The following is a 26,387-nucleotide window of genomic DNA, read 5'->3' on the forward strand; positions in this document are numbered from 1 at the left end:
CTTAACCTAAGTTTTTGAGAATCCAATTTCCGTTTTCGAGGACGAGCACGCGGTCGCACTCGAACTCGTCCTGAACATTGTCGTGACCAGGCATGCTCTGGATCACGACTTCGCCTGCCTTGCGCAGGTCAGCGATTTTTTCCTTCAGCTCGGGGGCATTGCCCCACGGCGCGCGGATGGAATGCTTGCGCTCGGCCGTCGGCAGCAGCCGGGCCAGTTCGCGCAAGTCGAGCGAGAAGCCGGTCGCCGGACGCGCACGTCCGAAGGCCTCGCCCACATGATCATAGCGCCCGCCACGGGCGACCGCGTTCGGCAGGCCCGGCACGTAGAGCGCGAACATGGCGCCGCTTTCGTACTGGTAGCCGCGCAGGTCGGCCAGGTCGATCGCCACGTCGGCGCGGCCGATGGCGCCGGCTGCCAGCGCCGCCAGTTCGGCCAGTGCGCGCCCGATGCCCGGCAGCGCCGGCAGCTGTTCGCGCGCCTTGGCCAGCACCTCGACGTCGCCGTACAGGTGCGGCAACGCCAGCAGCGCCTGGCGGGTCTGCGGGTAGTAATTGGCCGAGATCTCGTCCAGGCCCGGCGCATCCTTGGCGCGCAGCAGGCAATAGATCTGGGTCTCGTCGCGCTTGGCGGCCGGGTCTTCGTTCAGCAGTGCGCGCAGCACGCCGACGTGGGCCAGGTCCAGGCGCACATTGGTAAAGCCGGCCAGGGCCAGCGAGCCGAGGGCCAGTTCCTGGATTTCGGCGTCGGCTTCGAGGCCGGCATGGCCGTAGATCTCGGCGCCGATCTGCACCGGCTCGCGGGTCGCGTGCAGGCCCGACGGACGGGTATGCAGCACGCTGCCGGCATAGCACAGGCGGGTGATCGATTCGCGGTTCAGCAGGTGCGCGTCGATGCGCGCCACTTGCGTGGTCATGTCGGCGCGCAGGCCGAGCAGGCGGCCCGACAGCGGGTCGACGACCTTGAAGGTTTTGAAGTCGGTATCTTCGCCGGCACCGGCCAGCAGCGATTCAAGGTACTCGAGCATTGGCGGCATCACCAGCTCGTAACCGTAGAGCCGGAAGTTATCGAGCATCAGGCGGCGCAACTCTTCGATCTTGCGCGCTTCGGACGGCAAGACATCGGCAATATTCTCAGGCAATAGCCAGTTCGGCATGGGCAACAGATGGGAGTTGGGATTGTATTTGCGACGGGCGTGCCGGCGCATGGCGCGAACGCCGAATCGGTGATTTTACCCGAAAACGGACAGATCGAGGAGTGGAATGCTGTCTAGACATGGTGGCAGGTTGATAATCTGCCACGGTTGGAGGTGCTGATTGGGGTGGTGGTTTGCAAATGACTTGGGTTCCCGCCTTCGCGGAACGACGTGCTTTGGCAGGAGGTGAACAGAGGCGCTATACGCTTCTCACCTAGCTTCAAAACCGTCGTTCCCGCGAAGGCGGGAACCTAAGTAATGCATGAACAGCCCCGCACTCAAGCGGAGCCAGTCATCAGCGACCCGATGCCCCCGGCTGCTTCATGTACTTGAAGAACTCCGAGCTCGGATCCACCACCAGCACGTCGCTGCGATCCTTGAAGCTGGCGCGGTAGGCTTCGAGCGAACGGTAGTAGCGGGCGAATTCCGGGTTCTTGCCGAAGGCGTCGGCGTAGATGGCCGAAGCTTTCGCGTCGCCGTCACCCTTGACCTTCTCTGCATCGCGGAAGGCTTCGGCGATGATCACGGTGCGCTGGCGGTCGGCATCGGCGCGGATCTGCTCGGACTCGGCGGCGCCGGTCGAACGCAGCTCGTTGGCGACGCGGACGCGCTCGGCGCGCATGCGTTCGTACACCGAGTTGTTGATCTGCTCGATGTAGTCCACACGCTTCAAGCGCACGTCGACGATGCCGACGCCGATCTCCTTGGCCTCGGCCACGACCTTGGCCTGCACCGCCGCCATCACCGCGGCGCGCTCGCCGGAAATCACTTCGCGCACGGTGCGCTTGGTGATCTCGTCGTTCAGCGCCGCCTTGATGATCTGCGACATGCGGTCGCGCGCACGGCTCTCGTCGCCGCCGAAGCTGACGTAGTACAGGCGCGGATCTTCGATACGCCATTTCATGAAGGCATCCACCAGGATGTTCTTCTTCTCGGCCGTGATGAAACGGTCGGCGTCAGGCGTATCCAGCGTGAGGATGCGCTTGTCCAGGTAGATCACGTTCTGGAACGGCGGCGGCAGCTTGAAGTGCAGGCCCGGCTGGGCGATCACTTCCTTCACCTGGCCGAGCGCGAACACGATCGCGAAGCGGCGCTGGTCGACGACGAAGATCGTCGACGACAGCAGCATCAGTGCGATGAAGCCCGCGACGAAAATAGTTACGAGGCGGTTCATCAGCGGGTCTCCCTGTCGCGTGAGGTATCGCGGCTACGCTCGTCTCGCTGGCGCACCGCTTCCAAGGCCTGGGTCACTTCGGCCGGCTGGCCGTTCTGCTGCAACTGCACCGGACCGGATTTGCTGCCGACCTGGGCGTCGTTGGCTGCCTGCTGCTGCATCAGCTTGTCGAGCGGCAGGTACAGCATATTGTTGTTGGCGCGCGAGTCGATCATCACCTTGGTGGTGCTGGTGAAGATCTGCTGCATGGTGTCGATGTACATGCGGTCGCGGGTCACGGCTGGAGCACGCGAATACGCAGCCACCACCTGGTCGAAGCGCGAGGCGTTACCGGTCGCGTTCTCGACCACCATCGAGCGGTACGCTTCGGCGTCCTGCTGCAGGCGGAAGGCCTGGCCGCGCGCAGCCGGGATGATCTGGTTGGCATATGCCTCACCTTCATTACGGGCACGGGCACGGTCCTGCCCGGCGCGCACGGCGTCGTCGAAGGCGCTCTGCACCTGCTCCGGCGGCTGCACGCCCTGCATCGTCACGTTGGTGATCAGGGCGCCCAGCGCATAGCGGTCGCCGATCGCCTGCATCATCGAATGCACGTCGGCGGCGACTTTCTCGCGGCCTTCGTACAGGACGAAGTCCATCTTGTTGCGGCCGACCACTTCGCGGATCGCGGTCTCAGCGATCTGGCGCACGCTGTCGTCCTGGTCGCGGTTGTTGAACAACCAGGCGACCGGATCCTTGAGCGTGTACTGCACCGCGAACTGGATGTCGATGATGTTTTCGTCATCGGTCAGCATCAGCGCTTCTTGCGGCTGCTTGTTGCGCACGTTCGCGCGGTAGCCGATCTCGGCAGTACGGATCTGCGAGGTATTGACGGTCTCGTGGGCCTGGAACGGATACGGCCAGCGCCAGTTGAAACCCGGCGTGGTCGAATGGCTGTACTTACCGAAGGTGGTCACGACGCCGACCTGGCCCTCTTGCACGATGAAGGCGCCGCTGGCAAGCCAGATGAAGCCGACGATGATGGCGATCACGCCGGCGCCGATGCCGGCGCCGCGCATCTCGCCGCGCGGGCTGCCATTGTCGCCGCCGCCGTTATTGTTGCCGCGGCCGCCGAACATGCGGTTCAGGCGCGCATTGAAATCGCGCCACATCTGGTCGAGGTCGGGAGGACCGTCACCGGGGCGGCGACCATCCTGGGCCTTGCGGTCGTCTTCGGGGTTGCGTCCCCAGCGTGGGTCGTTCAGCGACAGTTTGACGCCGAATCTTTTTAGTAGAGAAACAAGCATAGGCTAGTTGGGCCTGACATGGGTGGAAGTTGGCATATTGTCGGCAAGACCGCCAGGGTGCGCGTCCACCGACGCGTCGTCCTCGGCGAGCCCGAAGGCTTCGTCCTGCTCTTCGTTTTCTGGGTTACTGTACCCGCGTGACCCCGGCGCGGACGCGGCTACCTCGGCGATTGCCGAACGCAGCAGATCCAGGCCGGCGCCGCTGTGGGCGCTGATGAAAACCCGGTTGATCTTATCATACTCATCACGCTCGACCCCAGGCTCCAGGCCGGCGGCATCGATCTTGTTCCATACCAAAATTTGCGGAACATGATCTGCGCCAATCTCGCGCAACACTTCATTGACCTGTTCGACCTGCTCCATGCGCGTCGGTGAGGCGCTGTCGACCACGTGCAGCAAGAGGTCGGCATGGATGGTTTCTTCCAGCGTGGCGCGGAAAGCCGCCACCAGCTGGTGGGGCAGTTCGCGCACGAAACCGACGGTGTCCGAGATCACGACACTACCCACTTCGTCATTCAGGTACAGGCGGCGGCTGGTGGTGTCCAGGGTCGCGAACAGCTGGTTCGCCACATACACGCCGGCTTTCGTCAGCGTGTTGAACAGGGTCGACTTGCCGGCATTGGTATAACCGACGAGCGACACCGAGAAGGTCTTGTTGCGGCCGCGCTGGCGGCGCTGGGTCTCGTGCTGCTTGCGCAGCTTGGCCAGGCGCGCGCGCAGCATCTTGACGCGCTCGCCGATCAGCCGGCGGTCGGTCTCGAGCTGGGTTTCACCCGGACCGCGCAGGCCAATACCGCCCTTTTGACGTTCAAGGTGGGTCCAGCCGCGGATCAGGCGCGTGGCCAGGTGCTGCAACTGAGCCAGCTCGACCTGCAGCTTGCCCTCGTGGCTCTTGGCGCGCTGCGCGAAGATATCGAGGATCAGGCTGGTACGGTCGATCACGCGCAGCTGGAGACGGCGTTCCAGGTTGCGCTGCTGGGCAGGAGAGAGCGCGTGATTGAAGATGACGATCTCGGCGCCAAGGGCCTTGGCGTCGAGGGCGATTTCGTCGGCCTTGCCGCTGCCGACGAAATGCGCGGGGTCAGGGCTGCTGCGCTTCGCCGTGATCGTGGTGATCGGTTCGGCGCCGGCGGAGCGCGCAAGCAGCGACAACTCTTCGAGGCTGGCGGCAAAGTCGCCAGTCCCGAAGTCGATGCCGACCAGCGCTGCGCGCAAGGTGGGAGTGCCGGGGGCGTCAGCCATCGGCCTTACTCGGCTTCGTTGGAGTCAAGGTTAAGGTTGACGGCACGTGCCGGCACGACGGTGGAAATGGCATGCTTGTAGACCATCTGGGTCACGGTATTACGAAGCAGAACGACGTATTGGTCGAAGGATTCGATATGGCCCTGGAGTTTGATACCGTTGACGAGGTAGATGGAGACAGGGACGTGTTCCTTGCGCAAGGCGTTGAGGAATGGGTCTTGTAACAGTTGCCCTTTGTTGCTCATAACAGCTCCGTAATGTTGTTGTAGTTAAAAGTTTGAGGCGATTTGCCGATTTTCAAGTAGCTAGAGCCATATTCTGCGTGAGCGAATGCAGCCCTAAGCCTACTGTAACCTGTTTTGCCGGTTTTTGTCGTACTGCTAAGGTTAAGAACGACTTAATCGCCTCCGTGAATCAGTCCTTGGCAAACGGATTCTTACCGCTACGCAGCTCGATCCGCAACGGCGTGCCGACCAGGCTGAACGTCTCGCGGAAATGCTTTTCCAGATAACGCTTGTACGGCTCGGTAATGCCTTCAAGGGCATTGCCGTGGATGACGATGATCGGCGGGTTCTGGCCACCCTGGTGGGCGTAGCGCATCTTCGGACGCGAGGTACCCTTGCGCTTCGGCTCCTGCTTCTCGACCGCCTCTTGCAGCGCGCGCGTCAGGCGCGGCGTCGACAGGTTGGCGGTGGCGGCGGCATAGGCCGCTTCGACCGATTTCATCAGTTGCGACACGCCGGTGCCGCGCAGCGCCGACACGAAGTGGGTCTTGGCGAAACTGAGGAAGTCCAGCTTGCGGTCGAGGTCGATCTTGACCTCGTCGCGGTCCTGCGTCTGCAGGCCATCCCATTTATTCACGGCCACCACCAGCGCCCTGCCCGACTCCAGGATGAAGCCGGCGATGTGCGCATCCTGCTCCGAGATATCCTGCTGGGCGTCGAGCAGCAGGATCACGACGTTGGCGTCCGAGATCGACTGCATGGTCTTGACCACCGAGAATTTCTCGATCGCCTCGAACACCTTGCCGCGGCGGCGGATACCGGCGGTGTCGATCAGCGTGAAGCGCTTGCCGTCGCGTTCGAACGGCACTTCGATCGAGTCGCGGGTCGTGCCCGGCATGTCGAAGGCGATCACGCGCTGCTCGCCGACCAGGGTGTTGATCAATGTGGACTTACCAACATTAGGACGGCCGACGATGGCGATCTTGAAGCCGTGGTCGGCCGGCTCGAGCTCTTCGGGTTCTTCCGGACGGCCTTCGAAGGCCATGTCGAGCGCCTCGTTGACCAGGTCGGTGACGCCGTCGCCATGGGCGGCGGAGATGACGTAGGGGTCGCCCATGCCGAGTTCATAGAAATCGGCGGTGACCGAGGTGTACTTCATGCCTTCCGACTTGTTCACCACCAGCATGACCTTGCGGCCACTCTTGCGCAGGAAATCGGTGATGGTCTTGTCGTGCGGGGTCAGGCCCTGGCGGCCGTCGACGATGAACACGACCACGTCGGCCTCGGCCACGGCCTGGCGCGTCTGCAGCGCCATTTCGTGCATGATGCCTTCTTTGGCGACCGGCTCGAAACCGCCCGTGTCGATGACCAGGAATGGCCGTTCGCCAATCCGGCCTTCGCCATAGTGGCGGTCGCGTGTCAGGCCAGGGAGGTCGGCCACCAGCGCGTCACGCGAACGGGTCAGGCGGTTAAATAAGGTCGATTTCCCGACGTTGGGACGACCTACGAGTGCGATTACCGGCTTCATGTTTTATTCTATTCGACCGCGATGGCGGTCACAGTTCCATTTTGTGTTTGAAAAATCAGGTTCGTGCCGGCCACCAGCGGCGTGCCCAGGATCGGGCTGCCATCGGTCGCTGCGCGCGCCAGGAAAGATCCGTCCTCGCGCGACAGGAAGTGCACGAAGCCCTCGAAGTCGCCGACCGCGACGGCGCGGCCATACGACAGCGGGGTCGACAGGCGGCGGAAAGCCAGCTTGTCGTTCTTCCAGCTGGAAGAACCCGTGTCGCGGGTGAAGGCATGCAGGGCGCCCTTGTCGTCCGGTGCGAACACATACAATTGGTCGACGGCGACGCCGACGCTTGAGGACAGATCGCGCGTCCACTTGGCCGAACCGGTGACCAGGTCGAAGCAGCCTACGCGGCCTTGATAGGACACGGCGCACACCTCGTTCTCGAACAGCACAGGGGCGCCGCCGATATCGGTCACGCGCTCCAGCTCGGTGGCGCCGCGCGAGACGCCCACCTCGACGTCCCAGCGCGGCGCGCCGGTGGCCAGGATCATCGACGACAGCTTGCCGCCCGGCTGGGCGACGATGACGTCGCCGCCAGCCACGATCATGCCCGGCGCATTGCGCAGGGTGAGCGGCGGCGCGACCTTTTGCACCGTCCACTTGGTCTTGCCGTTGGCGGCGTCGATGCCGACGATGCGGTTGTCGATCGAGCGCGCCACGACGACGCCCTGCGACACCACCGGCGCCGACAGGATTTCGCTCGACAGCTGGGTCTTCCACAGCGCCTTGCCATCCATGTCGAAGGCCAGCAGCTGGCCCTTGTCGGCGCCGACCACGATCAGGTTGCCGTCGGTGCCGACGCCAGCTGACAGTTCGGTATCGGCCTTGATGCGCCACAGCTGCTTGCCGCTCGCGGCTTCGACGCGCGCGATGGCGCCGTCGGCGCCGGCCACGACCACCGTGTTGCCGGTCAGCGCGGGCGAGAAGGTGTAGCCGTGCGCCTTGCCGATATCAAGTTTCCATGCTGTACGCACGGCCATGCTGCCTTTCAGCTCGACCAGCTTGGCCGGCTGGTCGCCCTTCTTTTCAGACGCGAATGGATTGAGCGAATTGAGGGTCGAGCAACCCGTCATCAGGGCCAGTACGCCGACACCAACAAGCTTGCTGCAAATACGCATTTTGTTCTACCTTGTTCCTGGACTATAGAGGACGCAAGGCCCGCGCCGCCGTCAGGCGTGCGCGGGCCCTCTCATGGGGGAGGATTACGCGGCTGCCTTTTGCTCGGCAGCTGCTTCCGATTTCTTATCTGCCGGCACGGTGCCGCCGATTGCTTCCAGCTTGATCTGCACCAACTGGCGGCCCGGTGCATTCGGCTCCATGGCGGCGATCGCCGCGACATAGGCCGCGCGCGCTTCGTTGAGCTTATTCTGCGCGACCAGCACGTCACCCTTGCGGTCGTTCACTTCCGACGTGAACTGCGGCAGGAACTTGCCGTTCAAGACCTTCAGCGCTTCGTCGAATGCCTTCTCGTCCAGCAGCACGCCGGCCAGGCGCAGGTTGGCGATCGACTTGTACTCGTCGTTGCCGTGCTCGGCCGCCCACTGCAGGTGCGTCTTGGCAGTCTTGAGGTCGTTCGCTTCGAAGGCGGTCTTGGCCGCGGCCAGGGCCGCCATCGGCGCGTAGGCCGACGATTCGTACTTGGCGCGGATGTCGCCCGCGACGCGCTGCACCTTGGCATTGTCGTTCGCCAGCAGCGAGGTCTGCAGCTCGTCATACAGCGCCGACGCCTCGACCGACTTGTTGCGCTGGTGGGTTTTCCAGTAGTTCCAGCCGGCGTAGGAGCCGAGCGCGAGAATCAGGACCCAGATGATGATATTGCCGTACTGCGACCAGAACGCCTTGAAGGAATCAAGCTGTTCCTGTTCCTGGTGATCGTATGCCATGTGCGTATTCTTGTAGTGAGTGGTTCGAAAATGTGGCCAGTGCCGGGATTAATGCCTGTGCACGTGGTCGTGGTCGTGGTCGCAATCGGGGCCGTGAACATGTCCACCGACGATCTGGTCGACCAGGTAGTCGACCACTTCCTCGAACGGCACGCTGGCCTGCTGCTGTTCGCCAATCTCGCCGCGCATCGTTTTCACTTGCGCGGCATTGTTCGCGATCTCGTCCTGGCCGATGATGACGGCAAAGGCCGCACCGCTGCCATCGGCCTTCTTCATCTGGCTCTTGAAGCTGCCCGCACCCGTTGGAGTTGCGCAATGTAACACAACATCCAGGCCGGCATCCCGAATCCTCTCGGCCAGGATAAAGGACTGCAGCTGCGCTTCTTCTCCCTGGTGGACCATGTAGACGTCGCACACGTTCGGCTCGGCCGGTTCGCCCAGCCCCTTCATGAGCTCGATGATGCGTTCCATGCCCATCGCGAAACCGACCGCCGGGGTCGGCTTGCCGCCGAAGGTCTCGATCAGCGGATCGTAGCGGCCGCCGGCGCAGATGGTGCCCTGGGCGCCCAGCTCGTCGGTGACCCACTCGAACACGGTGCGGTTGTAGTAATCCAGGCCACGCACCAGGCGCGGGTTGACGGTGTACTGCACCGCGTTCTTGTCCAGCAGCGCCTTGACGCCGTTGAAGTGGGCCAGCGATTCCTCGCCCAGGTAGTCCAGCAGGCGCGGGGCGGCGTTGACCATCTCTTGCATCGCCGGGTTCTTGGTGTCCAGGATGCGCAGCGGATTGCTGTGCAGGCGGCGCTTGGCTTCGGCGTCCAGGATGTCTTCGTGTTTTTCGAGATACACGATCAGGTCGGCGCGATGGCGGTTGCGCTCTTCGGCATTGCCGATCGAGTTCAGCTCGAGACGCACGTTCTGCAGGCCCAGGTCATCCCACAGGCGGCGCGACATCATGATCATCTCGGCGTCGATGTCCGGGCCCGAGAAGCCGATCGCTTCGGCGCCGAACTGGAAGAACTGGCGGTAGCGGCCGCGCTGCGGACGCTCGTGGCGGAACATCGGACCCTTGTACCACAGGCGGCGCGGGCCGTCGTAGACCAGGTTGTGCTCGAGCACGGCGCGCACGACGCTGGCCGTGCCTTCCGGACGCAGGGTCAGCTGGTCGCCGTTCATCGAGTCTTCGAAGGAATACATCTCCTTCTCGACGATGTCGGTGACGGCGCCGATGGCGCGCGCGAACAGGCCCGTCTGCTCGACGATCGGGGTCACGATCTTCTGGTAGCCGTAGCTTTTGAGGATCGTTTCGGTGGTGTTCTCGAACAGCTCCCACAGCGGCGCATCTTGCGGCAGGATGTCGTTCATGCCTTTGATGGCGACGATTTTTTCTGGTTTGGACATATTAGTTAACTTTTGATCCTCGTCGTTCCCGCGCAGGCGGGAACCCAAGTTTGCATACGTTACCGCAGCGCTGGAAAACTTAGGTTCCCGCCTTCGCGGGAACGACGTGCGGGGGCCGATGGCCGTATTTTATGGTGCGACTGCCTCGCGGCCGTAATTCTTCTTCACATAATCGAGCACGATGGTCTGGAACTCGTCGACGATGCGCTCACCGCGCAGGGTCGCGAATTTCTGGCCATCGACGAATACCGGCGCGGCCGGCGATTCGCCGGTGCCCGGCAGGCTGATACCGATGTTCGCGTGCTTCGATTCGCCCGGGCCGTTGACGATGCAGCCCATCACGGCCACGTTCATCGCCTCCACGCCCGGATACGTTTTCTTCCATTCCGGCATCTGTTCGCGCAGGAAAGTCTGGATATTGTCCGCCAGCTCCTGGAACACGGTCGAGGTCGTACGGCCGCAACCCGGGCAGGCGATCACCATCGGGGTGAACTTGCGCAGGCCCATGGTTTGCAGGATTTCCTGGCCCACCACCACCTCGCGGGTGCGGTCGCCACCCGGTTCCGGCGTGAGCGAAATGCGGATGGTGTCGCCAATGCCCTCTTGCAGCAGCACCGACAGCGCCGCGGTCGAGGCGACGATGCCCTTGCTGCCCATGCCGGCCTCGGTCAGGCCCAGGTGCAGCGGGTAGTCGCAGCGGCGCGCCAGTTCGCGGTAGACCGCGATCAGGTCCTGCACGCCCGATACCTTGCACGACAGGATGATCTTGTCGCGCGCCAGGCCGACTTCTTCGGCGCGAACGGCGTTCTCGATCGCCGACGTGATCAGGGCTTCGTACATCACCGCCTGGGCGCTCCATGGATTGGCGCGCGCGGCGTTCTCGTCCATGATGCGGGCCAGCAGCGACTGGTCGAGCGAACCCCAGTTGACGCCGATGCGCACCGGCTTGTCGTATTTGGCGGCGATCTCGATCATCTGGGCGAACTGGGTGTCGCGCTTGGCGCCCTGCCCCACATTGCCCGGATTGATGCGGTACTTCGACAGCGCCTGCGCGCATTCCGGATAGTCGCGCAGCAGCAGGTGGCCGTTGTAGTGGAAGTCGCCCACCAGCGGCACGTCGACTTCCATGCGGTCGAGCTGTTCGCGAATCGCCGGCACGGCGGCAGCCGCCGCCGGCGTGTCGACCGTGATGCGCACGATCTCGGAGCCGGCGCGCGCCAGGTCCTTGATCTGGATCGCGGTACCGATCGCGTCGGCGGTGTCGGTATTGGTCATCGACTGCACTACCACCGGCGCGTCGCCGCCCACCCACACCGTGCGGGCGCCATGCGAGACGGCCACCTTGCGGCTGGCGCGGCGCGCCAGCGGGCCTGAGGGAATTGCTTCGGAGATGCAGCCTTGATTCAACGAGTTCATCGGTTTTGTTCCAGCTTGTTCCAGCTAATTATTTCAGCGCCACGCGCGCGATGGTGCGGCCCGGCTGCGGCGGCAGCGCGATGTCGGCGCCGCGCAGGGTCGCGCTGACGCCACCAGGGGCGCCGACCACCAGGGTCGCGGGGCCGGCCAGCTCGATCGACTCGGTGCTGCCGCCCTTGACCAGGCGCGAGATCAGCGGACGGCCGCCGGCACTCGGGCGCACTTCGATCCAGGAATCCTCGCGCACGTTCAGCACCAGGGTGTTGGCGCCGGCGGTGGGCGCCACGGCGGTGACCGGCGCCGCGGCGGTCGAGACGCTAGGAGCCAGCGTCGCACCAGGTGCGGCGGCGCCCGGCGTGCCGGAGGCCGGCGGCGGCACGGCTGGCACCGGTGCGGTCGGGGTGGCCGGCGCGGTATCCGGCGCCGAGCCCGGAGCTGCCGCTGGCGGCGTGCTTTCTCCGGCCGGGGCCGGGGCCGGCACCGAGATCAGCGGCACCGACGGATTGATCAGGCCTGGGTGGGCGCCATTGGCTGGCGCCGAACCCGGCGCGACGACGCCGGCGGCGGGATTCTCGAGCACCGTGGCGTCGTCCGCCTGGCCATCGCGCTGCAGGTTAGGAATCAGGTCGAACTGCCAGGCCGCGACGGCGGCGCCGGCCACCACCACGGCGGCGGCGATCCAGCCCAGCGGCAGGCGGTTGCGTTTGCCGCCCATTGGGAAACGGTTCTCGGAGAACGTGGCCGGACGCTGTTCGCGGCGCACGGCGCCGGTATTGATGGGAGCACCCGCCTGGGCTTCCGGCGGCATATTCAGTTCGATCATCGACACCAGCGGCGCGGCGTCGATCTTGAGCAGCTTGGCGTAAGCGCGCACGAAACCGCGTGTCACGGCCGGGCTCGGTAGCGCGGCGTAATCGCCCGCTTCCAGCGCCACCACCTGGCGCGGGGCCAGCTTCAGCTGGTCCGCCACCTGTTCCACACTCCAGCCCATCGCCTCGCGCTGGGATTGCAGGGTCTTGCCAGGGATGCCGGGCTGGTTGCCTGGCGTAGCCGGCTGATCTGCTTGCTCGTTCATTGTCCTCGTCCTTGTCCGTGTGAGCTTCTAGTTGAGCTTGTTTTTTTGCTTACTCGTCGAAAGCGCCGCGCTCGAATGCCGCGTACTCGGGCGAACCGGGGAAGCGCCGCCGCAGCTGGGCCGCGAACGTTGCTTCATGGGTCCGGTCGCCCAGCTTGCGCTGTACGCGCAGCGCGAGCCAGAGCGCGTCGGCCGGCAGTGTCTCGATGCTTGCCGTCTCGATCAGGCGATTCACGAAAAAACCGGCGCGCTGCATGTCGCGCCGCTCGTAGTACACCCGCGCCAGGCCGGCATTGACCGCCGGCTGCGTCGGGTTCAGACGCAGGGCCTCGAGCAGGTAGCGCTCGGCCGCGTCGACATTCCGGTTCTTGATGCTGCACGCGCCCGCGTTGATCAGCGCGGACAGCGGCGTCTGATAGGCGGGATTCTTGAGCGCGGCATCGAAATAACGCAAGGCTTCGGCCGGCTTGTTCACCGACTGGCACAGGAAGGTGCCGTAGTTGTTCGCGAACTCGGGATTGCCCGGTTCGAGCCGCAGCGCGTGGCGATGGTTCTCGTCGGCCAGCGGAAACTGCCCCATCGAGGTATAGATCAGGGCCCGCAGGCCGTAGGCGTCGGCGTAGTTCGGATCGGCCGCCAGCGCCTGCTTGACTTCGTCGAGGGCGATTTCGTGCTTGCCCTCCTGGTAGTAGCCGACCGCCAGCTGCACCCGGATCGAGGCGCGCTTTTCCAGCGCGGTCTGGTCCGAGGCGGTCCTGAGTTCGCCGTCGCGCGCCGTTGCCGCGCCGCCCGCCCCCGTGCCGGCGCAACCGGCCAGCACAGCGAGGGACAGGGTCGATGCGAATGCGAGCCAGGCGGCGGCGAATTTCATCAGGTCGGGATCTCCACGATGCGGCCGAAATCGGCGCCGAACTTCTTCTGGTATTCGGCCATCTTTTCCATGCGTTCGGCCACCCGGGTGCGGTCCTTGACCTCGCCCGCCAGCTGGCCGCAGGCGGCGTCGATGTCGTCGCCGCGCGTCTTGCGCACGGTGGTCACGATGCCGGCGTTCATCAGCACTTCGGCGAAAGCCTTGATGCGTGGATTCTTGGAGCGGAACAGGCCCGACTCGGGGAACGGGTTGAACGGGATCAGGTTGAACTTGCAGTTCACGCCGACCACCGGATCGTTCACCAGCGCGATCAGTTCGCGCGCGTGCTCGTCGCTGTCGTTGAAACCGTCGAGCATGCAGTACTCGAAGGTGATGAAGTCGCGCGGTGCGAACTCGAGGTAGCGCTTGCAGGCGGCCATCAGCTCGCGCAGCGGATATTTTTTATTCAGCGGCACCAGGATGTCGCGCAACGCATCGTTCGAGGCGTGCAGCGACACGGCCATCGCCACCGGCACGTCTTGCGACAGCTTGTCGATATTCGGCACCACGCCCGAGGTCGACAGGGTCACGCGGCGGCGCGACAGGCCATAGGCGTTATCGTCGAGCATCAGCTTGAGCGCGGTGACGGTCGGCTCGTAGTTCAGCAGCGGCTCGCCCATGCCCATCATCACCACATTGGTGATCTGGCGTTCGCCTTTCGGGCCGGGCTCGATACCCTTGGTACGGCGCAGCTCGAACTCGGCCATCCACAGCTGGCCGATGATCTCGGCCACCGTCAGGTTGCGGTTGAAGCCCTGCTTGCCGGTCGAGCAGAAACGGCAGTTGACGGCGCAGCCCGCCTGCGTGGAGATGCACAGCGTGCCGCGGTTTTCTTCCGGGATGAACACGGTTTCGACCGCGTTGCCGTTGCCGACGTCGACCAGCCATTTGCGGGTGCCGTCGGTGGCAGTCTGGTCGCTGACGATGGCTGGCGCGCGCACTTCGGCGCGCGTCTTGAGCTTTTCGCGCAGCGACTTGGCCAGGTCGGTCATGCTATCGAAGTCCGCCGCGCCGAACTGGTGTATCCAGCGTTGCAATTGCTTGGCGCGGAACGGTTTCTCACCCAAGTCGGCGCAGTAAGCGACGAGTTGCGCGGGATCAAAGTCCAGCAGGTTGGTGAGAGTTGTCATATCGTCTTCCTATATTTCCGAACCCGCTTGCGCCAGCCCTTGGCTGCGGGCAAGCGGGTTACTCATTTAAATTAGTCCGGGGGAATCAATCCGGGGAACGCCCGGACTGCGTTCCCCCTTACTAATTAACGCGAGTAGACGTTCAGTGCTGGGAAGTAGTAAGCGATTTCCACAGCGGCGGTTTCGGCAGCGTCCGAACCGTGAACGGCGTTGGCGTCGATCGAGTCAGCGAAATCGGCGCGAATGGTGCCGGCGTCGGCTTTCTTCGGATCGGTAGCGCCCATCAGGTCGCGGTTTTTCAGGATCGCGCCTTCGCCTTCGAGCACCTGGATCATCACCGGACCCGAGATCATGAAGTCGACCAGATCCTTGAAGAACGGACGCGCAGCGTGCACTGCGTAGAAGCCTTCGGCTTCAGCGCGCGACAGTTGCACCATGCGTGCAGCCACGACCTTCAGGCCGGCTTCTTCGAAACGGCTGTAGATTTTGCCGATCACGTTTTTTGCAACTGCGTCCGGCTTGATGATGGACAGGGTGCGTTCGATTGCCATGAGAAAACTCCAATAAAAGAAAGGTTTTGAACTGAGAAATTCGTTTGAACTTTGGGACTCAATCAACCTTTAATTTTACCATACCTGCCCCAGATATCCGATATTGCGGTAGCGGCAAGCATGGGTTACAGTGGCGGCAAAAGTCCGTCCAAAGTGAGCCTTTCTTCATCTTCAGTTAAGAAAGATGCGATAGGATCAAGCTGACGTACCTCGCGTTGCACTCGCAAGTACCATTTATCTAACCGGAGGCACTATATGTACCCTAGTACCCAACAGCAAAGTACCATCGACCTGAGCAAAGGTGGTCAGGCCACGCGTAACAAAGTGTTACGCAACACGTATTGGCTGCTGGCGCTGTCGATGATTCCTACCGTCCTGGGCGCCTTCACCGGCATCTCCCTGGGCATCGCATTCACCGGCATCATGGGCTTCGTCATCTTCCTCGCGGTTGCCTTCGGTTTCATGTGGGCGATCCAGAAGAACAAGGATTCCGGCCTGGGCGTGGCCCTGCTGCTCGGCTTCACCTTCTTCATGGGCCTGATGCTGGCGCCGCTGCTGACCCACACGCTCAATTACTCGAACGGCGGCAGCCTGATCATGACCGCCTTCGGCGGTACCGCCGCCGTGTTCGCCGTGATGGCCAGCATCGCCACCACCACCAAGCGCGACTTCTCGGGCATGGGCAGCTGGCTGATGGCCGGCGTCGTCGTCCTGCTGCTGGCGGTCGTGGCCAACATCTTCCTGCAGATGTCGGTGCTGTCGATCGTGATCTCGGTCCTGGCGATCGGTATCTTCTCGGCCTTCATCCTGTATGACGTGCAGCGCATCGTCAACGGCGGCGAGACCAACTACGTCACCGCCACCCTGTCGATCTACCTGAACGTGTTCAACATCTTTACCAGCCTGCTGCGCCTGCTGGGCATCGTGGGCGGCGACGACTGACCGATCGCTGTTTCTCGACAAGAAACCGGCCTGCGGGCCGGTTTTTTCATGGGCGCGTCAAACGCAGCAGCCTGGCATCGACGCCATCGGTCAGGACGTAAATCGCGCCGTCCGGGCCGACCTTGACGTCGCGCAGGCGCTGATTCAGTTCTGCCAACAGCGTCTGCTGGCCGACGATCCTGCCGCCATCGCGCGCGACGCGGTGCAGTGCGCGTCCGCGCAGTGCCGGCACCAGCAGGTCGCCGCGCCATTCGGGGAACTGGTCGCCGCGATAGACCGCCAGGCCCGCCGGCGCGATCGACGGCGTCCATTCCAGCAGCGGCGCCTCGAAGCCGGCCAGGCGGCTGAACGGCGTCACGCGGCCGAACGGGTAATCGATGCCGGCCGTGACGAGCGGCCAGCCGTAATTCTTGCCCGCCACGATGCGGTTGATCTCGTCGCCGCCGCGTGCGCCGTGCTCCGTCAGCAGCAGCTCGCCGCTGGCCGGATCGACGGCGATGCCCTGCGGATTGCGGTGGCCGAGACTGTAGATCTCGGGCGCGGCGCCGGGACGGCCGATATAAGGATTGTCGGGCGGCGCCTTGCCGTCGCGGTCGATCCGGACGACGGTGCCGAGGTGATTGGCGGCGTTCTGCGCTTCTTCACGGCGCCAGTTGCCGTCGCCGACCGTCAGCACCAGCGTCTGATCGGGCAGGAAAGCGACGCGGCCGCCGTTATTGCCGGCGCGCGGCTTCGGCGTGGAGCTGAACAGGATCCGGACGTCCTCCAGCCGGTCGTTCTCCAGCCTGGCCCGCGCCAGGCGCGTGCCATTGGCGCCCTCCTCGCCATGGCCCATCGTCAGGTACAGCAAACCATTGTGCGCGAAGGCGGGATCGAGGGCGACGTCCATCAGGCCGATCGTACCGCCACGCTGGAACACGGGCGGCAGGCCGCCGGTGGCGATCGCCGTCTTCGCGCCATCCCTGCCGATGACCAGCAGGCGCCCGGCCATCTCGGTGACGAGCAGGCGGCCATCCGGCAGGAAAGCCAGCGACCACGGCCGATCGAGTCCCTTCGCCACGGTCTCGACCCGGTAAGTGGCGGGGTCGACCGCATCGAGCTTGTCGGCCGCGCCCGGCGAGGTAATGAGGAAGACCGTCGCGGGAATCAGGGCCAGCAATGCCGCCGCCAACACCTGGCGCCGCGGCTGTGCGGCCTGCCGCGCCGGCGACGTCATGCGGGCATAGACCAGGCCGCCGGCGATGCCGCTCATGGCCATCAGGGCGTGCTCGAGTCCACCGCGGGTCGCGGCGATCGCCGGCATGGGAATGACGTTGAGCATCAGCCAGAATGCCGCCCACAGGCCGGCGACGGCAGCCACGGCGAACAGCGGCGCGCGGTGCGCCAGCCCGGCGGTGCGCCCGATCGCGTGCCCGGCCAGCATGGCCGGCAGCAGCGCCGCGAACGAGATCCCGATCATGACCGGACCGAATCCCGCCAGGTCTTGCAGCGTGGTCCAGGCCCGCAGCGACAGTGGAATCGTCGCGCCGAGCGCGGTCAGTTCGCCGAGATTGACCTGGGTCTGGACCAGGCTGGCTACCAGACCGGTCGCGACGGCGGCGGCCAGCAAGGCTGCCGCGTGGCGGCCGATCCGCCTCACTCAGGCCACCGCGTCCGCTGGCGGCACGGGCTTGGCGCCCAGCTCGAACACGCCGATCGACTCGACGTGCGAGGTGTGCGGGAACATGTTCACCACACCCGCCTTCTTCATCACATAGCCCGCCTTGTGCACCAGGATGCCGGCGTCGCGCGCCAGGGTCGACGGGCTGCACGACACGTAGACGATGCGCTGCGGCATCAGGTCTTCATGGGTCTCGCGCAGTTCGGCCAGCGCCGTCGCCAGCGCCATGGCGCCGTCGCGCGGCGGATCGACCAGCATGCGGTCGAATTTGCCCAGCGCCACCAGGTCGTCCTTGGTGACTTCGAACAGGTTGCGGGTCGAGAACGAGGTTTTTGCGGCCAGGCCGTTGGCCTTGGCATTGTCCAGCGCGCGCGTGGTCAGCGCCGTGCTGCCCTCGATGCCCACGACTTCGCGCGCCTGGGTCGCCAGCGGCAGGGTGAAGTTGCCCAGGCCGCAGAACAGGTCGGCCACGCGGTCTTGCGACTGCACGTCGAGCAGGCGCAGCGCCTTCGCCACCAGCACCCGGTTGATCTGGTGGTTGACTTGGGTGAAGTCGGTCGGCTTGAACGGCATGCGGATGCCGAATTCAGGCAGCGTGTAATACAGCTCCTTGCCAAGCGGGTAGAACGGATGGGCAGTGTCAGGGCCTTTCGTCTGCAGCCACCACTGGATGCCCCACTGGTCGGCGAAGGCTTTCAACAGGGTTTCATCGGCGCCCGTCAGCGATTCCATGATGCGCAGCACCATCACCGTGCTTTCCTCGCCGATCGCCACCTCGATCTGCGGCAGGTTGTCGTAGATCGACAGACTTGCAATCAGTTCGCGCAGCGGCACCAGCAGGCACGCGACGTGATCCGGCAGGATCTCGCAGGTGGTGATGTCGGCGACGAAGGACGAGCCGCGCTCGTGGAAGCCGACCAGGATGCCGCCCTTCTTGGCCACGTGGCGCACCGACAGGCGCGCGCGGTAGCGGTAGTCCCAGGTCGGGCCGTACATCGGGCGCATGATCATCTCGGCCTTCACTTTGCCGATGTGCCACAGGTTATCTTCCAGCACGCGGCCCTTCATCGCCACCTGGGCGCCCGGCTCCAGGTGCTGCATCGAGCAGCCGCCGCAGGTACCGAAATGCTGGCATTTCGGCTCGACCCGCATCGACGAGGCGCGCTGCAGGGTGACCATGCGGCCAGCTTCCCAATTCTTTTTCTTGCGCGTCGTCTCGAAGCTGACGCGTTCGCCCGGCAGCGCGCCTTCGACGAAGATCACCTTGCCCGGCGAGCCGTCCTCGTTCTCGAGGTGGCCCACGCCGCGCCCGTCCATGTCGAGGGATTTGATGTCGATGAAGATTTCTTGCATGGTGATGAGAAAGTGGGGTGAAGGCAGGGGCTGGCCCTGGCTGGCGGCGCATGCTTCAAAGGCCGCGCAAAAAAGAACGGCGGATGATAGCAAGGAATCGAAGTGGACGCTACCGGAGGCCTTGTCGTTACAACAAGGAATCGCGGACCACGCCGCGCGCCGCCATCGCGCGCTTGAGCTTGACCAGCGCTTCCTGCTGGATCTGGCGCACCCGCTCGCGCGTCACGCCCATCTCCTCGGCCAGGGTTTCCAGGGTGGCTGGATCGTCGTTGTCGAAGCCGAAACGGCGCGTGACGACCAGACGCTGCTTGTCCGGCAGCCGGGTCAGCCAGTCGCGCACCAAGAGCGCCACCTCTTGCTGCTCGGCGTGGGCGTCGGGGCTGCCTTCGCCGTCGTCGGGCAGCATGTCCATCAGGCTCGATTGCGGGTCGTTGTCCAGCGGCGCATCGAGCGACGTCGCGTGCTCGGACAGGGTCAGTATGTCTTGCACCTCTTCGACCGGACGGCCGACCAGGCTGGCAATATCCTCGCTCGAGGCTTCCTTGCCGTCGTGCTTTTGCGCCTCAAGGTGGTATTTGGCGCGCAGCACGCCGTTGAGCTCGCGCACCATGTGCACCGGCAGGCGCACGGTGCGGGCCTGGTTCATGATGGCGCGCTCGATGCTCTGGCGGATCCACCAGGTGGCGTAGGTCGAGAAACGAAAGCCGCGTTCGGGCTCGAACTTGTCGATGGCGCGCATCAGGCCGATATTGCCCTCTTCGATCAGGTCGAGCAGAACCACGCCGCGGTTGATGTAGTGCTTGGCGATCGAGACGACCAGGCGCAGATTATGCTCGATCATCTTCTGGCGCGCACCGAAGTCGCCGGCCTTGGCCAGCGTGGCGAAGTGGACTTCCTCGACGGCCGTCAGGAGCGGCCGGGCGCCGATCTGGTTCAGGTAGTGCTGGGTGGTGTCGGTCGCGAGCTCGGCCTGCAAGACCTTGCGCAGCTCGTCGACCGTCTCGACGCTGGCGTGGCGTGCGAGCGGCTCCTGGCCCGCCGCGCCGTCGCCGCGGTCGGTATCGTCATCAGCATGCACGCGCTCGCTATCCGGCTCATCCGGAAACTCATCCGTATCGTCCTGGTCCAGCGAGTGCGGCGGCTGCGTCATACCGTTCCTAACGAACGGGCAAGAACCTCGTCGGGTCGACCGGCTTGCCCTGCTGACGAATCTCGAAGTGCAACTTGACCGCATCGGCGTCGGAGTCGCCCATCTCGGCGATCACCTGGCCACGGCTGACGTTGTCGCCCTCCTTGACCACGATCTTGCGGTTGTGGGCATAGGCGGACAGCAGGCTGTTGCTGTGCTTGACGATGACGAGATTACCATAACCGCGGATGCCGCTGCCAGCATACATTACCTTGCCCGAACTGGCGGCGACCACCGGCTGGCCCAGCTTGCCGGCGATGTCCAGCCCCTTGTTGCGGCCATCGTCGAAGGTGGCGACGACGCGGCCTTCCGATGGCCACATCCAGCTCAGGCGCGCTTCGTCGGCAGCAGCCGGGGTGGCAGGTGCGGCCGGTGTGGCCGGTGCGGTGGTGGCCGGCGGCGTGGTGGTGGCCACCTTGCCGTCGCTGTAAGGCGTCTTGTCGGCGCGCGGCTCGGTCTTGCGCGGCACGCTGGCCGACGGCGGCATCGGCACCGGCTGGGTCTGGATATTGGCGCTGCGTTCGCCGCCGGGCTGGCTCACGCGCAGCACCTGGCCGACCTTGATGTCGTCCGGATTGGCCAGGTTATTCCAGGCCACCAGGTCACGGTAGTTTTCGCCGAAATCGAGGGCGATGCGCAGCAGGGTGTCGCCCTTGCGCACGGTGTACATGCCGCGCTCGTCCTGCTTCGGCGCTTCTTCGACCTTGGCCGGAGCGGGACGGCTCGGGGCAGCGGTGACAGGACGCTCGACGACCGGCGCCTGGCGGGTAGTGGTGGAACAACCGGCCACGAGGCCGATGAGGATCGTCAGGAGGGCTAAACGCGGTGCTTGTGTCATTGGCATTCTATTGTCTTATCGGCGTACGGCGGGCCTGGCGGCCCTTCTTGGGTTTTAGATGGTGCCTGGGCGCAGCGGCACGAAGTGGCACGCTTCCAGCGTTTCGCTGGTCCACTCGGATTTGCCGGTGCGGGTAATACGGTGCAGATGCTGCACCTGGGCGCCGACCGGCGCCACGAGATGCGCGCCGATGGCCAGCTGCTCGAGCAAGGCCCGCGGCACCTCGAGTCCGGCGGCGGCGAGGATGATGCCATCGAAAGGCGCGACCTGCGGCAAGCCTAGCATACCATCGCCATACTGCAAACGCAGGTTCGATATCCGCAGCGGCCGCAGATTGGTCTTCGCGAGCTCGTGCAAGGGCTTGATGCGTTCGATCGAATACACATCCTTGGCGACGAAGGACAGGACCGCGGCCTGGTAGCCGCAGCCCGTGCCGATTTCGAGCACCTTGCCCAGCGCGCCGCCGGCACGCATTGCTTCGATCATGCGGGCGACGATATACGGCTGGGAAATCGTCTGGTTATGGCCGATCGGCAGCGAGGCGTCGATATACGCCTGGCCCGACATGGCCGGTTCGATGAACAGGTGGCGCGGCACGGTTTCCATCGCCATCAGCACCTTCGGATCGCTCACGCCCTGGCGCGCAATGCGGCCCACCATCGCGCGGCGCACCGCCTCGCTCGCCGCCAGGTCGGAACGCTGGGCGGCCGGCGCGCTGCTGGTCACCTGCACATAGCTGGGTGCGCGCGGCGCCGGGCCCGGGGACTGCGGCGTCCTGGCGCCGGTATAGGTGGTGGCGTTGCGGGTGGCGGTCTGCGGCGTCTGCACCGGCGCCGGCGTGCCGGGCTTGCGCACGCCGCTCGTCACCGACGACAGCGGCAGCGGGAAATTCGGTCGCGCATCCTTCATGCCAGGCCTCCCGCGAGCAGCGCCAGCTGGGTCTTGTGGGTCAGGTCAATCTGCAGCGGCGTGATCGACACGCGGCCTTCCGCGGTCGCGTGGAAGTCGGTGCCCTCGCCCGCATCGCGGCAGGCGCCCGGGGCGCCGATCCAGAAAATCTCGCGGCCGCGCGGATCCTCTGCGCGGATCACGGGCTCGGCCTGGTGCCGGCGTCCGAGGCGGGTCGGCGTCAGCGGGCCGATCTCCTCGTATGGCAGGTTCGGGATGTTCACGTTCAGCAGGAAGGGCTTGGGCAGCATGTCGAAGCCGCCGGCGGCGAAACGCTCGACGATGTCGCGCGCCACCCGGGCGGCGGAATCGACGTGGGCCCAGCCGCCGTGCACCTGCGAAAAGGCGATCGCCGGCAGGCCGAACAGGAAGGCTTCGGTGGCGGCGGCGACAGTGCCGGAATACAGGGTGTCGTCGCCCATATTCTGGCCATTATTGATGCCGGAAACCACCAGGTCGGGGGGCGCATCGGACATGCCGGTCAGGGCAATGTGCACGCAGTCGGTCGGCGTTCCATTGGTGAAATAGAAGCCGTTGGCCGATTTGTAGACCGACAACGGCCGGTCCAGGGTCAGCGAATTCGAGGCGCCCGAGCGATTGCTGTCGGGTGCGACGACGACGATGTCGGCGATCGGCGCGAGCGCGTCCGCCAACGCCTGCAGCCCAGGCGCCAGATAACCGTCATCGTTACTGATCAAGATTCGCATGGCGGAGATTTTACCTGAAGCAACGCCCGTATCGACGCCCGGCATCAGAAATTCACGCCCGGATTTCATAATCCGGGACGAACGATGGACCGCCTGATAACAGTGAAGCGGACATGCGACAGTTTACTGGACAGGCTGACAAGCTCGACCGGAATCGACCAATGCCGTCTTTACAAGTTGCTTGTCAGCAGGGTAAGTCTGGGCGTGGCGTGGGAAAGTGATGGCAAGTCAGCCCAGGCAGATGCGAGGCCGGCGAGCGCCGGCATACGGGCGCCGGCATACGGGCGCCGGCATACGGGCGTCGGCATACGGGCGTCGGCATAAGAGAGCCGACATAAGAGCCGGCATACGAAAGACGGCGCAAGCACTTGCCCGGAGCGGCGCCGGGCGTCGAGGCTGGCGCAGCGCCGTCAGCGCCGTCAGCGCATCGCCATCGGATTGTCGCGCGCCGCCTCGATCAAGGCTCCTTCGAGCAGCGACACTTCGTCCTGGGTGAAGGACAGCAGCGCGTCCTTGTCGCCCTCTTGCAGATAGACCTGCTTGATCATGGCGGCGCCGCGCCGGCGCAGCGGATGGGCGGCGCTGGGCCTGAGCACCGAGGTGCGCAGGCTGTCGGCCAGCGCCCTGGCCTCGCCCGGACTACTGCTGTCGATCAGGTTCTGCAACTGGGTCAGCTTGTGCCCCAGGTTGTCGGCCGCGTGACGGGTCTCGGCATGTTCGCGCGAGGCCGCATGCGCGTGCTGGCCGCGCGCCGCAACGCCGTCCGCCGCAGGCTGGGACGGCGGGGTTGTCTCTTCGCTGTCCGGGAGCAGCCCGGCGGCTGACGCCCCGGCCTGGGCCCGCATCCGCTCCAGCATCTGCGCCTGCACGGCATCGTCCTGGGCGCCACCGGACGCCGGCGCGCCTTCGACTTCGCGCAAGTGCTGGCGCAACTCGGCCACCTGTTCGCGCAGGCGGCGCGCGGCTTCGGCCTCGCCCTGCTGGCCCAGGGTCGAGGCCAGCCGCAGCTGCATATTGAGCGTTTCGGGATGGCCGGCCCCGAGGTGCCGCTCGCGCGTGCGCGCCAGCGATTCCTGGATGCTGCGCACCGCCGCCAGGTCGCCCTGGGCGGCCAGGATCTCGGCCAGCGCCTCGCGCGCCGACAGCGTGCCGGCGGCGTCCAGGCCGTCGTGCCGTTCGCGGGCCCGCAATACCGATTCGAGCATGCGCCGAGCGTTGCCCAGTTCGCCCGTCTCGCCCAGCAGCAGCGCCAGACGATGACCACAGCGCAGGGTGTCGGCATGCTCGCCGCCCTGGCGCTGGCGACGGGCATCGAGCACCCGCTCGAGCACGATGCGGGCGCGTTCGAGTTCGCGCTGCTGCACCAGGCTGTGGGCCAGGTCTTCGAGGCAGTCGAGCGTGACCAGGTGTTCGGCGCCGAGCGCGCGTTCGCAGGTGGACACCACCTGCTCGTGCAGCGCCAGCGCGCGCTCGCCCTCGCCCAGCGCGGCCAGCACCCGCGCCAGCTGCGAGCGCGCCGTCAGCGTCTCGGCGGCTTGTGCGCCGGCCTTGCGCGCGCAGGCCTGGACCAGCAGGTCGTAGTGGCGGCGCGCCTCTTGCACGGCGCCGCTGTCGAGCAGGACTGCGGCCAGCGCGGCGCGGCCCTGGCGCGTGGCCGCATGGTCGTCGCCAAGCAGGCGTTCGCGCAGGACCAGGCATTCTTCGAAACAGGCACGGGCTTCGTCGCGGCGCCGCTCGCGGCGGCACAGCTCGCCCAGGCGGGCGAGCTGTTCGGCCACCTGCGGCGAACCGATCTCGTCGTCGCCGCCCAGCGTGCGCGCCTGCGCGACCGCGGCGCGCAGGCGCACTTCGGCCAGCGATTGCCAGGGCGGGCTTACCGGCGCCAGCCATTCGGCCAGCAGCGCGGCATGGCGCGCCAGCGCCCGGCGGTCGCCGGCCGGGCCGGCGGTGGACAGGGCGTCGGCCAGCGCCAGCTGGGTCTCGTCGAACCAGCTGTCGAGGTTGACGCGCGACCAGCCGTAGCTGGCGCGCAGCAGCGCCTCGAAGCGCGGCTGGTAGCCCGGCACGCCGTGGCGCGCTTCGCCACGCCGCCAGCGCGCATGCGGATCGCTGCGCGCGCCGTCGGCGCTGCAGGCCAGCGGATAGAGCAGCAGCGGCCGCTGTTCGTCTTCATGGGTGCAGCGGTAATCGATGGCACGCCGCAGCACGCCTTCGATGCCTTCGATGCTGCCCGGCGCCGGCGTGAACAGGCCCACCAGGCGGTCGGGCACGAGGGTCGAGCACACGCTGACGGCGGCCGAGCGCCCGGCGGCGGTGGCGACCAGCACGTGGCCGAAATGCTGCGCCAGGCGCGCCGCGAAGCGGCGGAACAGCGCCGGGCAGGCGTCGAACAGGGCTGGGTAGTCGAGCCGGCCGGCGCGTTCGGCATAGCTGCCGTCGAAGCGTCCGGCGCGCAGCAGGTAGAGCGGGCGGCGGCCGTCGGCGCGTTCGAGATAGGCCTGCCAGCCGACACCGTCGATCACGCGGTCGGCCAGCTCTTCGCCGCGGCCGGCGGTGTTGCGCAGCCGGGCGCGGCAGGCCTCGAAGAATTCGAGCAGCCCGGGCCGGGCCGCGTCGCCCGCGTCGTCGGCGGCGGCATGCGCGGCCGGAAGCCCCGCCAGGTGCGCGGACGCCGGCCCGGTGTCGGGCTGAGAGGCAGGCTCGGAAGCATGCAGCGAGACAGGCAGGCCGGCAAACGGTTCATCGGCCGGCACCGCGAAATAACGGTGCAGCGCCGGCGCCTCGAGATCCCAGTCGATCACCAGCACCGGCGCCTCGGCGTCCCCACCCGCCAGCTGCAGCGCCAGCGCCGCCAGCACGGCATTGCGCGCCGCGCCACCCTCGTAGGCATAGAAGCTCGTCACCGCGCCGGGCATGGCCAGCGGCGGGAGCGAGATACCTTGTTGGTCCATATGGCTCCTCATTCTTTTGGAAACGTCAGTTCTGGGACATCGCGCCATTCTGGTGGGACAGCGGGAAGCACGAATTGGTTGCAGTCGTGGTCGAGTGGAGTATGCTTTTTTTGACATGCATAATGGGCTGCGATCCGCTTGACCATTTTGTCAATGTCCGGCAAGAAGTCTGGATTCGACATGAGATCTGGCGTGGCCATCGTGTAGTGCGAGAAGTCGACGTAGAAGCGGGCGTCGCTGATCTGGGGCGGCAGCGATTCGGGGTGGCGCGTCATGACGACCGGGATGATCAGGCGGCTCGGCAGGGTGTACCACTTGCCGCGCTCGGCCTCGATCAGGCGCATGGCCTCGTACTCGCGCCGCGTGTAGGCGTGCGCCTCGTACTTGGGCGTATAGATGAGGATCATGCAGACGCTCTCGCACATGGCGCGTGCGATCTTGCTGTCGAGATCGTCGCCGCCGCCCAGCTGCTCGGTATCGATAAACAGTTCGTCTTCGTTGTCGAAGTAGGGTTCGAGATAGCAGCGCAGGGCGTTGGCCAGGGCCGACTTGAAGCGCTGCATCAGCGCGTGCCGGCCGTGGGCATAACTGAAGAAACAACCGTAACGGATTGCCATGCTTGTCCTCTTGTGCTGGGCGCGCGCAGCGTCCACATCCCAAGACTCTAGCGCGCAGCCCCCTGCCGGCTTTGCGGACGGACAAGCAGACACGGGCCTTGCCGGCGAAGATTCGCTCTCTT

23 protein-coding genes are annotated in these 26,387 nt (G+C 65.4%); 1 reads left to right on the forward strand and 22 read right to left on the reverse strand.

Annotated features, from left to right (window positions below; translation table 11 throughout):
- Position 1: 1 nt before the first annotated feature.
- The 14 genes from SOM61_RS24395 to ndk all read right to left on the reverse strand — a co-directional run bounded on the left by SOM61_RS24395 (position 2) and on the right by ndk (position 15,060).
- Positions 2 to 1,156 (reverse strand): ATP phosphoribosyltransferase regulatory subunit, encoded by a 1,155-nt coding sequence (locus SOM61_RS24395; protein WP_320476483.1) that lies wholly within the window; start codon positions 1,154 to 1,156, stop codon positions 2 to 4.
- 334 nt (positions 1,157 to 1,490) lie between these two features.
- Entirely contained in the window at positions 1,491 to 2,369 is an 879-nt protein-coding gene (hflC, locus tag SOM61_RS24400; RefSeq protein ID WP_123071968.1) for a protease modulator HflC, read from the reverse strand.
- Positions 2,369 to 3,655 carry an FtsH protease activity modulator HflK gene (gene hflK / locus SOM61_RS24405; RefSeq protein ID WP_123071969.1) on the reverse strand — a complete coding sequence of 429 codons (1,287 nt, stop codon included), beginning with the start codon at positions 3,653 to 3,655 and terminating at the stop codon, positions 2,369 to 2,371. The genes hflC and hflK overlap by 1 nt, the downstream gene beginning before the upstream one ends.
- Before the next feature lie 3 nt (positions 3,656 to 3,658).
- Positions 3,659 to 4,870 (reverse strand): GTPase HflX, encoded by a 1,212-nt coding sequence (gene hflX / locus SOM61_RS24410; RefSeq protein WP_320476532.1) that lies wholly within the window; start codon positions 4,868 to 4,870, stop codon positions 3,659 to 3,661.
- 32 nt (positions 4,871 to 4,902) lie between these two features.
- Positions 4,903 to 5,142 (reverse strand): RNA chaperone Hfq, encoded by a 240-nt coding sequence (gene hfq, locus SOM61_RS24415; RefSeq protein WP_005666255.1) that lies wholly within the window; start codon positions 5,140 to 5,142, stop codon positions 4,903 to 4,905.
- A gap of 169 nt (positions 5,143 to 5,311) precedes the next feature.
- Entirely contained in the window at positions 5,312 to 6,649 is a 1,338-nt protein-coding gene (gene der / locus SOM61_RS24420) for a ribosome biogenesis GTPase Der (RefSeq protein ID WP_123071971.1), read from the reverse strand.
- 8 nt (positions 6,650 to 6,657) lie between these two features.
- Positions 6,658 to 7,812, reverse strand: a complete 1,155-nt coding sequence (gene bamB, locus SOM61_RS24425) for an outer membrane protein assembly factor BamB (RefSeq protein WP_320476484.1) — start codon at positions 7,810 to 7,812, stop codon at positions 6,658 to 6,660.
- 84 nt (positions 7,813 to 7,896) lie between these two features.
- Positions 7,897 to 8,577 (reverse strand): YfgM family protein, encoded by a 681-nt coding sequence (locus SOM61_RS24430; RefSeq protein WP_320476485.1) that lies wholly within the window; start codon positions 8,575 to 8,577, stop codon positions 7,897 to 7,899.
- 48 nt (positions 8,578 to 8,625) lie between these two features.
- Positions 8,626 to 9,978: a histidine--tRNA ligase gene (gene hisS / locus SOM61_RS24435; protein WP_320468740.1), complete on the reverse strand. Its 1,353-nt coding sequence runs from the start codon at positions 9,976 to 9,978 to the stop codon at positions 8,626 to 8,628.
- Between the two features lie 129 nt (positions 9,979 to 10,107).
- Positions 10,108 to 11,394, reverse strand: coding sequence for a flavodoxin-dependent (E)-4-hydroxy-3-methylbut-2-enyl-diphosphate synthase (ispG, locus tag SOM61_RS24440; RefSeq protein WP_320476486.1), 1,287 nt, complete (start codon positions 11,392 to 11,394; stop codon positions 10,108 to 10,110).
- A gap of 28 nt (positions 11,395 to 11,422) precedes the next feature.
- Complete coding sequence (locus SOM61_RS24445; RefSeq protein ID WP_320476487.1) at positions 11,423 to 12,469, reverse strand: RodZ domain-containing protein; 1,047 nt, start codon at positions 12,467 to 12,469, stop codon at positions 11,423 to 11,425.
- 49 nt (positions 12,470 to 12,518) lie between these two features.
- Entirely contained in the window at positions 12,519 to 13,340 is an 822-nt protein-coding gene (gene pilW, locus SOM61_RS24450) for a type IV pilus biogenesis/stability protein PilW (protein WP_320476488.1), read from the reverse strand.
- Positions 13,340 to 14,509, reverse strand: a complete 1,170-nt coding sequence (gene rlmN, locus SOM61_RS24455) for a dual-specificity RNA methyltransferase RlmN (RefSeq protein ID WP_320468736.1) — start codon at positions 14,507 to 14,509, stop codon at positions 13,340 to 13,342. The genes pilW and rlmN overlap by 1 nt, the downstream gene beginning before the upstream one ends.
- Before the next feature lie 125 nt (positions 14,510 to 14,634).
- The gene (ndk, locus tag SOM61_RS24460; protein ID WP_123071979.1) at positions 14,635 to 15,060 is read right to left on the reverse strand and encodes a nucleoside-diphosphate kinase; all 426 of its coding nucleotides are present in this window, start codon (positions 15,058 to 15,060) and stop codon (positions 14,635 to 14,637) included.
- A 255-nt stretch (positions 15,061 to 15,315) separates the two neighbouring features.
- Here ndk and SOM61_RS24465 point away from each other — a divergent pair, with 255 nt between their 5' ends.
- Complete coding sequence (locus tag SOM61_RS24465) at positions 15,316 to 16,002, forward strand: Bax inhibitor-1/YccA family protein (protein WP_123071980.1); 687 nt, start codon at positions 15,316 to 15,318, stop codon at positions 16,000 to 16,002.
- 46 nt (positions 16,003 to 16,048) lie between these two features.
- Here SOM61_RS24465 and SOM61_RS24470 read toward each other — a convergent pair whose 3' ends face one another.
- From SOM61_RS24470 to SOM61_RS24505, 8 genes are all read right to left on the reverse strand, one after another.
- Positions 16,049 to 17,641 carry a PQQ-dependent sugar dehydrogenase gene (locus SOM61_RS24470; protein WP_320476489.1) on the reverse strand — a complete coding sequence of 531 codons (1,593 nt, stop codon included), beginning with the start codon at positions 17,639 to 17,641 and terminating at the stop codon, positions 16,049 to 16,051.
- On the reverse strand, positions 17,642 to 19,015 hold the full coding sequence (gene rlmD / locus SOM61_RS24475; protein ID WP_320476490.1) for a 23S rRNA (uracil(1939)-C(5))-methyltransferase RlmD: 1,374 nt from the start codon (positions 19,013 to 19,015) through the stop codon (positions 17,642 to 17,644). It lies immediately after the preceding gene.
- Positions 19,016 to 19,142: 127 nt separating this feature from the next.
- Positions 19,143 to 20,165 carry an RNA polymerase sigma factor RpoS gene (gene rpoS, locus SOM61_RS24480; protein ID WP_320476491.1) on the reverse strand — a complete coding sequence of 341 codons (1,023 nt, stop codon included), beginning with the start codon at positions 20,163 to 20,165 and terminating at the stop codon, positions 19,143 to 19,145.
- Between the two features lie 7 nt (positions 20,166 to 20,172).
- Entirely contained in the window at positions 20,173 to 21,042 is an 870-nt protein-coding gene (locus tag SOM61_RS24485) for a peptidoglycan DD-metalloendopeptidase family protein (RefSeq protein ID WP_320476492.1), read from the reverse strand.
- A gap of 54 nt (positions 21,043 to 21,096) precedes the next feature.
- Positions 21,097 to 21,951, reverse strand: a complete 855-nt coding sequence (locus SOM61_RS24490; RefSeq protein ID WP_320476493.1) for a protein-L-isoaspartate(D-aspartate) O-methyltransferase — start codon at positions 21,949 to 21,951, stop codon at positions 21,097 to 21,099.
- Positions 21,948 to 22,697: a 5'/3'-nucleotidase SurE gene (gene surE, locus SOM61_RS24495; RefSeq protein ID WP_320476494.1), complete on the reverse strand. Its 750-nt coding sequence runs from the start codon at positions 22,695 to 22,697 to the stop codon at positions 21,948 to 21,950. The genes SOM61_RS24490 and surE overlap by 4 nt, the downstream gene beginning before the upstream one ends.
- 419 nt (positions 22,698 to 23,116) lie before the next feature.
- Positions 23,117 to 25,648, reverse strand: coding sequence for a tetratricopeptide repeat protein (locus tag SOM61_RS24500; protein ID WP_320476495.1), 2,532 nt, complete (start codon positions 25,646 to 25,648; stop codon positions 23,117 to 23,119).
- A gap of 8 nt (positions 25,649 to 25,656) precedes the next feature.
- Positions 25,657 to 26,265 carry a toll/interleukin-1 receptor domain-containing protein gene (locus SOM61_RS24505; RefSeq protein ID WP_320476496.1) on the reverse strand — a complete coding sequence of 203 codons (609 nt, stop codon included), beginning with the start codon at positions 26,263 to 26,265 and terminating at the stop codon, positions 25,657 to 25,659.
- Between the last annotated feature and the right edge of the window lie 122 nt (positions 26,266 to 26,387).

The organism is Massilia sp. CFBP9012, assembly GCF_034045115.1.
Taxonomy (GTDB): Bacteria; Pseudomonadota; Gammaproteobacteria; order Burkholderiales; family Burkholderiaceae_D; genus Telluria.